Source organism: Tolypothrix sp. PCC 7601 (assembly GCF_025677855.1).
In the GTDB taxonomy this organism is placed as follows: Bacteria; Cyanobacteriota; Cyanobacteriia; order Cyanobacteriales; family Nostocaceae; genus Aulosira; species Aulosira diplosiphon.
The window spans coordinates 3,869,604-3,882,823 of sequence record NZ_CP064879.1; the positions used below are offsets into that span (position 1 = coordinate 3,869,604).

Genomic DNA, 13,220 nt, shown 5'->3' on the forward strand with positions numbered 1-13,220 from the left:
GGGGCTAGGGGGGATCAATATGAGGCAATTTATAACTCTTCGGGTTGCTGGATAGTAACTGCACTTGCTTGAGAGCTGACAATTGTAGCTGTTTGCAATATGGCTGTATGAGCAACTGAATTGTTAGCTAAGGTAAATAGGGGATTTGACAAAATCCCGGCAATGGTAGTAGCGATTAAAGTCACTACCAATCCTACCTGCAAAGGTCTATAGCCTGGTAAATTCCAATTGATGGCAGGGTAATTTTTTACCACATCAGACATTTCCTGTGGTTCTTTGACTACCATCATCTTGACTACGCGGATGTAGTAGTAGATGGAGACAACGCTAGTAACTAAGCCTAACAAGACTAACCAGTAAAGTCCTGCTTGCCAACCAGCCCAGAATAGGTAAATTTTCCCAAAGAATCCGGCTAGTGGGGGAATACCGCCTAAAGACAGCAGGGAAATGCTTAAACCCAAGGTGAGCAGTGGGTCTTTTTGATACAAACCAGAGTATTCGGCAATCTGGTCGGTTCCTGTCCGGAGAGAGAACAGAATAATGCAGGTAAAACCGCACAGGTTCATGAACAGATAGACCAGTAAATAAAATATCATACTGGAATATCCAGCTTGAGTACCAGCAATCAAGCCAATCATCACAAACCCAGCTTGGGCAATGGATGAATAAGCCAGCATCCGTTTCATGCTGGTTTGGGCGAGGGCGACTACGTTACCCAAAATCATGCTGAGAACTGCAAGGGCGGTGAAGACGAATCTCCACTCGTCAGCAACCAAGGGGAAGACGGTGGTGAGTAAGCGGATAGCTAAGGCAAAACCTGCTGCTTTGGAACCGACAGATAAAAAGGCAATCACTGGGGTAGGAGCGCCTTCGTAAACGTCTGGAGTCCATTGGTGGAAGGGTGCAGCAGAAATTTTAAAGCCAATCCCGGCAATCACAAACACCAAGGCAATCACTATACCTAATGATTGACCAATGTGAGCTGTAGCAATGCCATTAGCGATCGCACTCAGTTCTGTTTGTCCACCTGATAAGCCATACAGCAGCGATACGCCATATAAAAATACTGCTGTACTGGAAGCACCAATCAACAGGTATTTCAGCGCCGCTTCATTAGAGCGCGGGTCACGCTTGGTATAACCGGTTAACAAATAAGAGGAAATACTCAGGGTTTCTAAGGAGATGAAAATCATCACCAACTCACTAGCCCCGGATAAGAACATTCCTCCTAGGGTAGCGGTAAGCAAAATCGCAATGAATTCTGCTAAAGCCGTGCCACTCTGTTCCACGTAGCGAATGGACATTAAGATGGTGACTGCGGCAGATAAGGCAATAATCCCGCGAAAGACGATACTAAGGTCGTCACTATTAAAGCCACCGCTAAAGGCAATGGGATTAGTAGCATCCCATTGAAAATACAGGGCGACAATCGACGCAAGTAAACCTGCGATCGCCAGATACCCAATCCAGCGCGAAGATGTACGCCCTAAAATCAAATCAACAATCAAAACCCCCAAAAGGGTGAGTATGACAATACCCTCTGGTAAAATCGTTCCAGCATTTAACTGGGATGCAAGATTAGCAAAATCCATGAGTTGTATAGGTTTTGGCGATTAGACATCAAGGCTAACTTTGTTCATTCTATCTATTGTTCTGAACTAAAGTTCCATAAACCTTTCTGTCGGTTTCCATAGAGTAATCGAATGGGGACTGGGGATTGGGGATTGGGGATTGGGGATTGGGGACTGGGGATTGGGGAACTCGGGGCCCCCTCTGGGGATAAGGGGTAATGGGGATTGGGGACTGGGTAATGGGTATTTCTCCCTCATCTACCTCATCCCCCTCATCCCCCTCATCCCCCTCATCCCCCTCATCTACCTCATCTACCTCATCTACCTCATCCCCCTAATCTCCCTCATAAGCAGTACGATCAATAATCATGCACAGCCATTCGCTACAGCTGGGTTGATGCGAGATTCAGGGGAGGTTAATTATGTTGGAAAGTAGGAGACGGCAGAGAAATCCCAGGTGGAGTATGACAGAAAACCTGGCTGGATATCTATTTATGATGCCTACTATTTTAGTTTTGGGCATTTTTGTGATTCTGCCGATTCTCTATGCTGTCTTTCTTTCCTTGCACAAAGTCCAGCTGCTTGGGGGTATTGAGTACCAGTTTATCGGCTTTCGCAATTTCTCACGCTTGGTTGAAGATGAGCGCGTTGGGATTGCTTTGAGAAATACAGCAGAATATGTGGCGATCGTTGTGCCCAGCCAAACTATCCTGGCTTTAATTTTAGCTGTAACGCTGAATTCTGGCATTCGGGGAAAAAATTGGTGGCGTATCCTATATTTTTTACCAACGGTCACATCTTCAGCCGTACTAACGCTGATTTTTATGTGGATTTACAATACCGATGGGCTATTAAATGATTTTCTCGCGGCTTTGGGATTACCTACATATAACTGGTTAGGAGATCCAGCCGTTGCCCTCAAAGGCATCATGATGATGAATATTTGGTCTACAGCGCCGTTTTTCATGGTGATTTACCTAGCAGCGTTGCAGGATATTCCCCAATCGCTTTACGAAGCCGCAGAACTGGATGGGGCAAATGGTTGGCAAAAATTTATTCATGTTACTATCCCCATACTCAAGCCAGTTACCTTCTTTGTTGTCGCTATGGGGATAATTGGCACGTTTCAATTATTCGATCAGTCTTATATTTTTTCTGGCGGGACTGGTGGGCCAAATAATGCCACCCTCACTGTTGTACTGTTAATCTACCAAGCTGTATTTCGGAATTTACAGATGGGTTATGCAGCTGCGATCGCTTTTTTGCTAGCAGCAATTATTATTGCGATTACTTTGATTCAGCAGCGATTGTTTGGAGGTGAGAGAATTTGAGTAAAATCTTGCACTTTCCCTGGCTGAGAATACTTTTTTATGCCTTACTTACACTCTATGCTGTCATTACCTTAATTCCTTTTTTATGGGCGCTTTCAGCCTCATTTAAGCCGCTATCAGAAATTGTTAGTGGAGAGCCCAATTTGATACCACAAAATTTTACCTTTGATAACTACAAGCAAATATTCTTACAAGAACCCCTATTTTGGCGCTGGTTATTTAACAGTGTGCTAATTGCTCTCAGTGTGACAATTTTAAATTTACTGCTGAACTCAATGGCAGGTTATGCCTTAGCTAGATTGCGCTTTGCGGGTAAAAGCTTCTGGTTCTTGCTAATTTTAGCGGTTTTAGCCGTTCCTGCTCAGATTACCCTGATTCCCACCTTTTTAATTTTAAAAGCGATCGGCTGGCTCAACACTTACCAAGGCATGATTGTGCCTAGCATGGTTAATGCCACTTTCATTTTCATGATGCGGCAATTTTTCGTTAATTTTCCTAAAGAACTAGAAGAAGCCGCACAACTTGATGGCTTAAATACCTTACAAATTTTTCGGCATATTGTCTTACCTTTAGCCAAACCAGCCCTCGCCGCCCAAGCAGTGTTTGTATTTATGGGTAGCTGGAATAATTTTTTGCTTCCTGTGGTAATTTTATTCGACCCCGAAATGTTTACCCTCCCTTTAGGATTAAACACCTTCAAAGGTCAATACATCAGCTATTGGAACTACATCATGGCAGCTTCGATGGTCTTCACTCTACCAGCCTTGGGAATCTACGCCTTTTTCAACCGTTACTTTATTCAAAGTGTCACATTTACGGGGGGGAAGGGGTAATAATATGGGCATTGGGCATGGGGCATTGGGCATTGGGCATTGGTAATTGGTAATTGGTAATTGGTAATTGGTAATTGGGTGTTTGTCATTAATTATTTCTCCCCTACTCCCTCATCCTCCTCATCTCCCTCATCCTCCTCATCTCCCTCATCCTCCCCTACTCCCTCATCCTCCCCTACTCCCTCATCCTCCTCATCTCCCTCATCCTCCTCATCTCCCTCATCCTCCTCATCTCCCTCATCCTCCTCATCTCCCTCATCCTCCTCATCTCCCTCATCCTCCTCATCTCCCTCATCCTCCCCTACTCCCTCATCCTCCTCATCTCCCTCATCCTCCTCATCTCCCTCATCCCCAATCCCCAATCCCCAGTCCCCACTCTCCCCACTACAAGAACAGTATTTTGGGCGACAAATTGCACTCTTAACGTGATATTGGTATTACAGCGACTCAATCTCTATATATCAGTTAAGAAAACATTATGGGTTTTGCAGACCTATGGATCGCAGAGATAGCAGCAGACCGCAGGAATACTGTGGAGAAAGGGTTTTCTCTGTACAACCACCTCTTAATTGCCGATAAACACCAAAAGACCCATTTGGCGTTGGCGGCTGCAAAGGCAATTATTTCTCACATATTGGCTGAAAAATATCCCATAAGTACTAGCGGCTTGTTGGGTGAAACTGAAGCCACCTGAAGGGCTTTGTTGCTATGGCTTTGGCTTATAGCAATGAACAAATAACAACATGGAGATTGAGTCACGCTAAATAGCTGTGTTGAGTGTCAAAATCTTTAAGGGGAAACATGTTTAGAAGATTAATTGGCGTTGTTGTAGCTACTGTTTTATTAACGTTTCAGTTGTTTGTCGGTAATGCGACAGCCGTAGAACTGGATAAAGCCACCCGGACAGTAACATTAAATGACAAAGGTGATACAACTGTACTCAGCTTGAAACAAGTCAAAGAAGGTAAACGTTTATTTCAATACGCTTGCGCTCAATGTCACGTTGGTGGTGTAACTAAGACTAACCAAAACGTAGGGCTGGAACCAGAAGCATTATCACTGGCTACACCAAACCGTAATAATATTGAAGGTTTGGTGGATTACATGAAGAATCCTACTACTTATGACGGTGAAGAAGATATCTCAGAATTACACCCCAGCACCAAGAGTGCAGATATTTTCACAGAAATGAGAAACCTAACTGATGACGACTTAGAAGCGATCGCTGGTCATATTCTCTTACAACCCAAAGTTGTAGGTACTAAGTGGGGCGGCGGTAAGATTTACTACTAAATCTAGTCATTAGTGCTGAGGTCTGGGTGCTGAGTTCTGAGATTTAGGGACTAGGGATTTAAGATTACCCGCTAATTCCCTTCCTCAAAGACTCAGGACTGAGAATCTAGATCTCAGTACCTTGGGAACGCGATCGCAATATACTGCTTGTGTATGTTGGATAAATTTTTGGCTCGTTGTGTTTTCCTGGTTTTGGTGATTTTCTTTGTTTTTTATGACAGCAGTAGCTTAATAGCTCACGCTGCCAATATTGACCCTTATATAGGTAGATATTTACATGTCACTGAGCCAATTGCCCTGGAAATGGATGCACAGGGTAATACGCGTCTGTTTTCACCTGTAGAATTATCTGTGGGTAAAAAACTGTTTGAAGCCAACTGCATTAATTGCCATGTTGGTGGTGCAACTTTACCCGATCCTCAAGTATCCCTGGCGCTAACAACACTCCAGGGTGCGAATCCGCCGCGCGATCGCATTAACGCGCTGATAGAATTTATGCGCCAGCCAATGACCTATGATGGTAGTCAAGAAACTTATTGGTGTCGGCAGTTAACACCCAATTTTTTGCCACAACAGCAAATAGAGAGTTTAGCAGCTTTTGTTCTCGCCGCAGCAAAAAAAGCTCCTGGTTGGGGCCAAGAAGATTTTTGAACATTGATGCAGCTTTTCTATAAAATTATTTTTACCTGAGTACTAAACCTCTTCATATACAGATATTTTGCTATATGTCAATCTAGTATTTATTACTGATTGCACAACTTTTTATTAATGGGCGTTGATAGGGTTGATGCAATAAATCTCTAAAATTCTGCTTCCTGACTCTTCTATACGTCATATAGGGTAAGAAACTAGGAATTTCTCTTTCCTAGTCTGCGGTAAGCCGTTCCAGGTTTACATTTTTTCAGATTTTGCGTCAGTATTGGTTGGCGATATTTTACAAAAAAAATTATCTATGACAGTTTGTCGTATTTAGCGTTATTTGTATTTAAAATAGGAAAGAGAAATTAAAAACTGTTTGTTAGGAGAAGCCATGAAATTAATTGCAGCAAGCTGGCGGCGTTTTAGCCTAGCTGTTTTGACAATTCTTTTAGTCGTGAGCAGCTTTGCTGTTTTTACTCCCAGCGCATCGGCTGACACATACCAAATCAAGCTAGGGACTGACAAAGGAATGTTGGCATTTGAACCCAAAAAAATAAGCGTTAAACCTGGCGACACCATTGAATGGGTAAACAACAAAGTTCCTCCCCACAACGTTGTATTTGATACAGCTAAAAACCCTGCAAAGAGCGCTGATTTAGCTAAATCATTGTCTCACAAGCAATTGTTAATGAATCCTGGTCAAAAGCAAACCACCACCATCCCCGCAGATGCACCTGCTGGTGACTACACCTTCTACTGCGAACCTCACCGTGGTGCTGGTATGGTTGGTACAATCACTGTCCAATAATTAGCAGCAATTGCGAACACCAGATAATTATCTTTGCTGTTGAACAAAATTAGCCAAGAAGCAACAAACTATAGTTGAGATTTTAATCATGGGGATATCTGGTAGCCCCAAAACTGGAGAGTCAAGCAGTTAAAGGAATTGACCCTCCAGTGCCATATTTTTCATCCCCGTCAGGGGAATAAGTGATCAACTATGACTCGTGGCGCGACGCTGACTTTCGCGGAATTTAGATACCCGACTTTTTGAAAAAGTCGGGTATCTTTACAACGTCGCTTTCAAAAACATTAGGCGAACAAACCTATTTAGGGGTTGCTGAAAAAGTCATAAAAAAGCAATTCTTTTGGGTTGACTAGTTATTTAAACAAGGTTAAAGATAAGTTTTTGTTGCCCATAGCTAGCAAAATCATAATGTTCAATTATGTCAATCTCTAAAAAAGGTCTATTTTTTAAAAATAGACAGAAAAAGGCATAAAAAACCCGTGACAAGTGAGTAGAAAGATTCATGACTAAAAAAGTAATAGCAATTGCTGTTTGAGAAGTATGAGAGAGTTTCGCCATCACTCTACCCAGGCTAAACCTTCTTTTACCTTCTCCAAACTTGCCTTCAATATAATTACGAATTCTCTCGTCTTGTAAAGCTTGCTTCTTTTTTTCTTTACTCAGATTTCTTGGAGGTCTTCCTAAAGGAACTCCACTAATTCTAATACCTCGTTCTTTACACCAAGCCCGGTTTTCTCTGGTGCGATAAATTTTATCAACGTGAACTGATTCTGGATAATATCCAGTGTAGTTTTTATTTGATTCTATTTGTGTTTTGAAGTCGGTTGATTCATTAAAGTTATCCCAACTAATATGGTCTAAAAATACATAATTGATTTTTGATAATGACAACGACCATTATCAATTAGCTTATGTTGGCTGGAATGGCGATAAAAGGGTATTTGGCCCTGTGCTACATTTTGATATTTTAAATGGAAAAATATGGATTCAATATAATGGTACGGAAGAACTGATTGCGGAAAAATTAGTGGAGTGTGGTGTACCTAATTATGATATTGTAATTGGTTTTTATTCGCCTTTTAAACGGCAATTCACCGCTTATGCTGTAGAGTAACTATTTCGGTCATGTACCTAGTGTTAAGACAAATTGTAGAGGCACAGCATTGATAATCTTTCCGTTTTAAAAATAACTTGACTTGTGCGTTCCCTTGCTAGACATGACAAGCGAAAGATACCCTTTGGTAGTTTAATTGGGTTGTTTTTAATGACTGTGGTGGTAGCTATGGCTACAAGTACTACTAACATTAGGATTTGGAGCTAGCGCAGGAACTGGGATAATAGCAGGCTTTCTAAATCCATTAGTTTTGTTGGCACTAACTGGAACCAGTTTATCCGCACTTTCCATGCTGCTTTATTCACCCCTAAAAACACGTAAGTTAATTACTAAATATCGTAACTCTGAAGAATATTTAATCAAGCCGTAACTCAAAGGTAAACCTGTTCATGTCGTATATTCATATGATGAATCTACAGATACAGGATATGTAGTAACTGCTTATATTCTCGATCAAAACATTTGGTCAAATGATTTTATAATTAGGAGACAAAAACTATGAAATGTGTCATTTGCAAGCACGGAGAAACTAAACCTGGTTTAGTAACTGTTACCTTAGAAAGAGATGAATGTATTATCATAATTAAAAAATTTCCAGCAGAAGTTTGTGATAACTGCGGAGAATATTATTTAAGTGATTCCATTACTGAACAAGTCCTAGAAAGGGCAGAAATAGCTGTGAATAATGGCGCAGAGGTCGAGATTATAAGATATGCAGCGTAGTCTTATGCTAATAGTGAATTTTCAATTTAATCTAGCTAGTTAAGAATACGATCGCCTTTTTTCCAAGCCCTTCATGTAGTGCGATCGCTTTCACTAAAATATTTCAATGGATAGAATATAGTCATAGAGTCAGAAAAAAACATTTGTCAGAAAAAATGCGCCAGATGCGAATTGAAAGACAAGCCAAAATTCATTCTTCGCCTACTTCAAAATTCACCCCTGCATAAATTTCACTAAAGGGAATTTGAAAGTCTATTTTCTGAAGTGATAATACTGCATCTTCAGACTCATATTCAGTTAATACCCATTGACTATCAGCATTTTTAGTAAACTGCTCAACTAGATATTCATACTGGTCAATCATAATATATTCTTTTAATGTTGGGATGGAACGATAAAATCTAAATTTATTGGTTCTATCGTGGTTTTCTGTGGATTTAGATAATACTTCTACAATCAATAATGGATTTGTCACTGTAGTAGTACCATTTCCCTCATATATTGGTTCTCCTTGAATGACCATAATATCTGGATATGTGTAAATGCGATAACGCGGTATCGACAATTTGACATCACCCATATATATTTTGTAGTTTTTACCTCGCGTTGTAAATTTAAAATTGGTGCAAAAATTGAGAGCGATTTCGTTGTGATTAGTTGTCCCGCCAGCCATTGGTACAATTTCTCCATCCCAATATTCATTTTTAAATTCCGATGTTTTTTCCAGTTGGAGATATTCTTCTGGTGTGTAGAATATTTTTTGTGTTTGTGTTTGCATAAAAGCGGTAAGATAAAGTTAAAATAATTTTTTTTTCACGCAGAGGCACAGAGACGCAGAGAGGAGAGAATTTATTGAGGGTAATGCGTGCTTAAATATTCTTGTGCTTCTGTTTTATTGTTGATTATGCCATCTAAAGTTGCTGTGAGTAAATCGTCGAGGATTTGGCGATATTGGGGGCCTGGTTTGTAGCCAAGTTGCTTTAAATCATTACCGTTGAGAATAGGTTGAACATTAGCCCAAACTGTTAAATAATGCCAAATCTGTCTTCGGATTGTTCGTGGACTTTTCAAAGCAATTAAAATCAGTGTTTGTAAATCCTGCTGTCGCAATAAATTTACTATCTGACTGGGAGATTGAAAATTAGATAATGATGCTATTACCTCAGCTTGTACATGGGCTAAAGTTTGCAATCTGCTAATACTTTCTTCTTGCATTTGCAGATTTTTGGCAACTTTTTCTCTATATTTAGGTGATAAGTGAGCAATTAAAGTTTCTAAACGCATTTGCCAATGAATTAAAGTTTGTTGGCGGTCAAATCTTCGCAAACATAACTCTAATAAACGCAATTCTCGTAAGATATCCTCATCTAATTTCAAGGTGGGATGAATGCACTGCAATGCGCCTAAGTTATCGAGTAATTGTAAAGCAGGTTTCCAGTAAGGCGCTTCCAAAATATGTTTCAATTCGGCTTTGAGGCGAGTTTGTAAAGCTGGAGTTCTGCTATTCTCTTGAGCAGTGCGATCATAAACACCGCTATTAATGGCATAGCGAATATAATCTTCTGATTGTGCTTCAATATCAAATCCAAAGCGGACAGCAAAACGCACACCGCGATAAATCCGGGTGGGATCTTCGATAAAGCTGTTGGCGTGTAAAACGCGAATTTTCTTGGCTTGTAAATCTAGTAATCCGCCAAAGAAATCGAGTAGGGGTGCAGCTTGCTGTGTTCTCCCAGCAGGACGGGAAGAAGTCAGCCGCAGTGCCATAGCGTTGATGGTAAAATCTCGGCGGTATAAGTCTTGGCGAATAGAACTCGCTTCCACCTCCGGATTCGCAGCAGGATAAGGATAAAATTCAGTTCTAGCCGTTGCAATATCTACCCATAATGAATCTAATTCTGGGTGTTTGTGCCATAGCAAAGCCGCAGTTTGAAAAGCACCGTGAATTTCTAGGCGCGCCTCTGGGTGTATTTGTTGTAACGCTTTGGCTAGTTCGACACCAGCACCCACATCTGCGGCTTTATGGAAGCCATCAACTACTAAGTCGATGTCTTTAATCATTAAAGTCTTGCTAGCACCCTCAGCTAATAGTAAATCCCGGACTGCACCCCCAACCAAATATAAATGCCAACCTCGTTTTTCGGCTTCTTGAGATGCTTGGGTAAGCAATTGCCATAATTGGGGAGTCAGGCGATTTTTTAATTCTGTGCTGAGTCCTAAATCTTGAGTTTTGAGAGGAAATTGCGACTGAGAATCCATCTCTCGGAACTCGGCGCTATTTTGATGTAATTCTCGCAATACATCAGTGCGGGTGACAATTCCAACTAGTTGATCATTATCTAATACTGGTAATCGTCCAATATCATAAGTCACCATCAACGCCTCAATTTGTGGCAATGTTGTTTCGGGTGTAATACTCCTGATATTGGATGTCATGTAGCCTTTAACTGGTGCATGACTAAAGCCGTGGTGTAAAGCAATATCAATATCTCTGCGGGAAATAATACCTAATAATTGCCCTTCAGCATCAACTACAGATAAACCGGAGTGTCCATAACGCAACATAATCCGCTGTGCTTCCGTAATTGTGGTTTCCGGACGGATAGTGCGGACAGGGGAGGACATCAAATCCCTAGCTGTGAGGGGATGGGGAATTGTGGCTTTAAAATCATCTAGGAGTTGCTTGAGGACAGCTTGAGAATCGACTCCGCGTAAATTTAAGGATGCTGCTTGCGAATGACCCCCACCGCCTAGAGGTTGGAATAATTCGTTGAGATTAGTCTCGGGAATTTGCGATCGCCCAATTATTGTTAACCGAGATTCATCTTCTGTCAAAGGGTATTCGTTTGCCAACAGTAAAGCATCAATTTCGGTTAACTCAACTAGTTGGGAAGCAATACTTGATAACCCTGGCACAAATTCATTAGTTTTTAAAGTTACCCAAGCAATCGTATATCCACGCAAGCAAAGATATTCTAAATTGTCCAGTGCCTTAGTTAATAGCTGCTGTAATTGCGGTGACAAACCAGGGTCTCGATAAGTCGAAATTACAGACAAGCTGGCTCCCTGTTGCATTAACCAAGCCAAAGCTAAAGCATCTCGTGGCGTGGCTTGTTCGTATGTTAGCGAACCTGTATCCACATGGATACCCAAAGCCATAACTGTAGCTTCAAATGGTGTAAGAGAGATTTGCTGTTGTTGCAATTGCTCCACCATTAAAGTTGTAGTGGCTCCTACTGAGGAAATATGAGTTTGAGTGGCGGGAATATCTGTATCTTGTCCCAGGTGATGATCGTAGATAATGATATTTTTGACATTGGGTAAATCGAACCATTCAGCAGCCTTACCCAAGCGATCGCGCTGTTGAGTATCGACCACGGTTATAGAACGAATTTTCTCAGGATTGACCGAACGCCTTTCAATCAGCGGATATTCATCACGATGCAATGCTAAAAAATCTCGTACAGGTGGATGAGCGCCGCCTGTTAGTACAATTTTGCTACCTGGTTGTAACCGCGTCAGCCCTACCGCAGCGCCCAGTGCGTCAAAATCAGCTGTAGTGTGGCAAAGAATTAAGTCCATAGTCAAGGGTCAAGGGGCATGGGGCATGGGGGAGGCAGTGCGGTCTTGGGGTCTCCCCAAGTGGAGCAACTGCCGTCATGGGGCATAGTAATATAAATATTTATGCCTTGTCTTCCCTATCTCCCTTATCCTTTGCACTTCCAGAAGGACTAAGCAACATTCATGATTTGGACTTGGGATTAATGACTATAGTGACGCAATTTCTGATAGCTTAACAAATAAGGAAATGTCAGTATTGCCCTGTACGATATTCTATCTTTAGTATTTCGCTGTCTTGGGAGAAGCAAAAATGACCATAATATTCCAAATTGCTTTGTTAGGATTGGTTCTGCTGTCTTTTGTATTAGTTATTGGCGTTCCTGTTGCCTATGCGACCCCCCAAAATTGGGTAGAGTCGAAAAAACTACTCTGGCTAGGTTCTGGAGTTTGGATCGCTTTGGTACTTTTAGTAGGGCTATTAAACTTTTTTGTAGTGTAAGCGATCGCTTAGAGACACAGTTAAATAGCAAAAATATTCAGGAGCAGAAGAGCTACGCTAAAGAGTAATTGAGGTGAATTTATTTTTTCGCCTTGTTCTTTTTAGCTGATTGTGTTCTTCTGCTCTTCTATCTTTGCAGAAGAAATGTATATTAGCCTTGATGTATAGTTTGTAAAGAGGCGGTCATGGCAGTTTTTGAGGGAACTTTTACTCAAACAGAACCTTTGCGGTTTGCATTGGTAATTGGTCGATTTAATGACCTAGTTACCGTAAAGCTGTTAGAGGGATGTCAAGATTGCTTGAAACGCCACGGTGTAGATCCCGACCCCCAAGGTAAGCAAGTTGATTACGTTTGGGTTCCTGGAAGCTTTGAAGTACCATTAGTCGCCCGGCAATTAGCGCTTTCTCATCGCTATGATGCCATTATTTGTTTAGGCGCTGTCATTCGCGGGCAAACACCCCATTTCGATTATGTCTCTTCAGAAGTAGCCAAAGGCATTGCCGCCGCAAGCTTTCAAACTGGTGTGCCTGTAATTTTTGGCATTTTGACAGTAGACACCATGCAGCAAGCTTTAGAAAGAGCCGGGATAAAAAGTAATCATGGCTGGGAATACGCTATGAATGCCTTAGAAATGGCCAGCCTGATGCGGCAATTGCGCTCTAATCTCGCAGAGCCATACGCCCGTAATAGCCCATCTCTACCAGCATCTTTCCCCAGCGCCAGCATCGGCAATTTCTCCCCTGAGTCTGAAGAATTGGGCTAACAAGAGTCGCAGAGACGCGATGCATCGCGTCTGTACAAAAGGAGCCAGTGCGTTGTGGGGGTTTCCCCCGTTGTAGCAACTGGC

14 protein-coding genes and 2 pseudogenes are annotated in these 13,220 nt (G+C 41.7%); 11 read left to right on the forward strand and 5 right to left on the reverse strand.

The annotated features are described in order from the left end of the window. Positions 1 to 29: 29 nt before the first annotated feature. Positions 30 to 1,592: an NAD(P)H-quinone oxidoreductase subunit N gene (locus HG267_RS16080; protein WP_045871930.1), complete on the reverse strand. Its 1,563-nt coding sequence runs from the start codon at positions 1,590 to 1,592 to the stop codon at positions 30 to 32. A 139-nt stretch (positions 1,593 to 1,731) separates the two neighbouring features. Between HG267_RS16080 and HG267_RS16085 the strand changes: the two genes are divergently transcribed. From HG267_RS16085 to HG267_RS16095, 3 genes are read left to right on the forward strand one after another with little or no spacing between them, the layout of a single operon-like run. Beyond that, positions 1,732 to 2,007, forward strand: coding sequence for a hypothetical protein (locus HG267_RS16085; RefSeq protein ID WP_263420067.1), 276 nt, complete (start codon positions 1,732 to 1,734; stop codon positions 2,005 to 2,007). Beyond that, a complete protein-coding gene (locus HG267_RS16090) occupies positions 1,994 to 2,902 on the forward strand; it encodes a carbohydrate ABC transporter permease (RefSeq protein WP_045871929.1) in 909 nt (302 codons plus the stop codon). Before HG267_RS16085 ends, HG267_RS16090 begins: the two co-directional genes overlap by 14 nt. Further along, on the forward strand, positions 2,899 to 3,735 hold the full coding sequence (locus tag HG267_RS16095) for a carbohydrate ABC transporter permease (RefSeq protein ID WP_045871928.1): 837 nt from the start codon (positions 2,899 to 2,901) through the stop codon (positions 3,733 to 3,735). Before HG267_RS16090 ends, HG267_RS16095 begins: the two co-directional genes overlap by 4 nt. Before the next feature lie 92 nt (positions 3,736 to 3,827). Here the strand turns inward: HG267_RS16095 and HG267_RS16100 are convergent, their stop codons facing one another. Continuing rightward, entirely contained in the window at positions 3,828 to 4,097 is a 270-nt protein-coding gene (locus HG267_RS16100; protein ID WP_210403112.1) for a hypothetical protein, read from the reverse strand. 116 nt (positions 4,098 to 4,213) lie between these two features. Here HG267_RS16100 and HG267_RS16105 point away from each other — a divergent pair, with 116 nt between their 5' ends. The 4 genes from HG267_RS16105 (at position 4,214) to petE (ending at position 6,475) form a co-directional block, all read left to right on the forward strand. Beyond that, positions 4,214 to 4,429: a hypothetical protein gene (locus HG267_RS16105; protein WP_045871927.1), complete on the forward strand. Its 216-nt coding sequence runs from the start codon at positions 4,214 to 4,216 to the stop codon at positions 4,427 to 4,429. Between the two features lie 107 nt (positions 4,430 to 4,536). After that, positions 4,537 to 5,028 (forward strand): photosystem II cytochrome c-550, encoded by a 492-nt coding sequence (psbV, locus tag HG267_RS16110; protein WP_045871926.1) that lies wholly within the window; start codon positions 4,537 to 4,539, stop codon positions 5,026 to 5,028. Positions 5,029 to 5,181: 153 nt separating this feature from the next. Next, positions 5,182 to 5,679, forward strand: a complete 498-nt coding sequence (gene psbV2 / locus HG267_RS16115) for a photosystem II cytochrome PsbV2 (protein WP_045871925.1) — start codon at positions 5,182 to 5,184, stop codon at positions 5,677 to 5,679. Positions 5,680 to 6,058: 379 nt separating this feature from the next. After that, the gene (petE, locus tag HG267_RS16120; protein WP_045871924.1) at positions 6,059 to 6,475 is read left to right on the forward strand and encodes a plastocyanin; all 417 of its coding nucleotides are present in this window, start codon (positions 6,059 to 6,061) and stop codon (positions 6,473 to 6,475) included. 357 nt (positions 6,476 to 6,832) lie between these two features. On the opposite strand, the pseudogene HG267_RS16125 reads toward petE, so the two are convergent. Then, a pseudogene (locus HG267_RS16125) lies at positions 6,833 to 7,345 on the reverse strand (transposase); the annotation flags it as partial. Between the two features lies 1 nt (position 7,346). Here HG267_RS16125 and HG267_RS16130 point away from each other — a divergent pair. Next, a pseudogene (locus HG267_RS16130) lies at positions 7,347 to 7,589 on the forward strand (XisI protein); the annotation flags it as partial. 498 nt (positions 7,590 to 8,087) lie between these two features. Further along, the gene (locus HG267_RS16135) at positions 8,088 to 8,312 is read left to right on the forward strand and encodes a type II toxin-antitoxin system MqsA family antitoxin (RefSeq protein ID WP_045871922.1); all 225 of its coding nucleotides are present in this window, start codon (positions 8,088 to 8,090) and stop codon (positions 8,310 to 8,312) included. A gap of 190 nt (positions 8,313 to 8,502) precedes the next feature. Here HG267_RS16135 and HG267_RS16140 read toward each other — a convergent pair whose 3' ends face one another. Beyond that, complete coding sequence (locus HG267_RS16140) at positions 8,503 to 9,090, reverse strand: Uma2 family endonuclease (RefSeq protein WP_045871921.1); 588 nt, start codon at positions 9,088 to 9,090, stop codon at positions 8,503 to 8,505. 71 nt (positions 9,091 to 9,161) lie between these two features. Next, complete coding sequence (locus HG267_RS16145) at positions 9,162 to 11,894, reverse strand: CBS domain-containing protein (RefSeq protein ID WP_045871920.1); 2,733 nt, start codon at positions 11,892 to 11,894, stop codon at positions 9,162 to 9,164. 289 nt (positions 11,895 to 12,183) lie between these two features. On the opposite strand from HG267_RS16145, the gene psbZ reads away from it, so the two are divergent. Both psbZ and ribH read left to right on the forward strand, forming a co-directional pair. Beyond that, a complete protein-coding gene (gene psbZ, locus HG267_RS16150) occupies positions 12,184 to 12,372 on the forward strand; it encodes a photosystem II reaction center protein PsbZ (RefSeq protein WP_045871919.1) in 189 nt (62 codons plus the stop codon). Positions 12,373 to 12,557: 185 nt separating this feature from the next. Next, entirely contained in the window at positions 12,558 to 13,136 is a 579-nt protein-coding gene (gene ribH, locus HG267_RS16155; RefSeq protein ID WP_045871918.1) for a 6,7-dimethyl-8-ribityllumazine synthase, read from the forward strand. Positions 13,137 to 13,220: the final 84 nt, after the last annotated feature.

What these genes read in the sequence shown, in the direction of transcription:
- HG267_RS16080 (WP_045871930.1), bottom strand. Translation starts at nt 1,592, where the DNA reads ATGGATTTTGCTAATCTTGCATCCCAGTTAAATGCTGGAACGATTTTA.
- HG267_RS16090 (WP_045871929.1), top strand. Translation starts at nt 1,994, where the DNA reads ATGTTGGAAAGTAGGAGACGGCAGAGAAATCCCAGGTGGAGTATGACA.
- HG267_RS16105 (WP_045871927.1), top strand. Translation starts at nt 4,214, where the DNA reads ATGGGTTTTGCAGACCTATGGATCGCAGAGATAGCAGCAGACCGCAGG.
- psbV (WP_045871926.1), top strand. Translation starts at nt 4,537, where the DNA reads ATGTTTAGAAGATTAATTGGCGTTGTTGTAGCTACTGTTTTATTAACG.
- psbV2 (WP_045871925.1), top strand. Translation starts at nt 5,182, where the DNA reads ATGTTGGATAAATTTTTGGCTCGTTGTGTTTTCCTGGTTTTGGTGATT.
- petE (WP_045871924.1), top strand. Translation starts at nt 6,059, where the DNA reads ATGAAATTAATTGCAGCAAGCTGGCGGCGTTTTAGCCTAGCTGTTTTG.
- HG267_RS16135 (WP_045871922.1), top strand. Translation starts at nt 8,088, where the DNA reads ATGAAATGTGTCATTTGCAAGCACGGAGAAACTAAACCTGGTTTAGTA.
- HG267_RS16140 (WP_045871921.1), bottom strand. Translation starts at nt 9,090, where the DNA reads ATGCAAACACAAACACAAAAAATATTCTACACACCAGAAGAATATCTC.
- HG267_RS16145 (WP_045871920.1), bottom strand. Translation starts at nt 11,894, where the DNA reads ATGGACTTAATTCTTTGCCACACTACAGCTGATTTTGACGCACTGGGC.
- psbZ (WP_045871919.1), top strand. Translation starts at nt 12,184, where the DNA reads ATGACCATAATATTCCAAATTGCTTTGTTAGGATTGGTTCTGCTGTCT.
- ribH (WP_045871918.1), top strand. Translation starts at nt 12,558, where the DNA reads ATGGCAGTTTTTGAGGGAACTTTTACTCAAACAGAACCTTTGCGGTTT.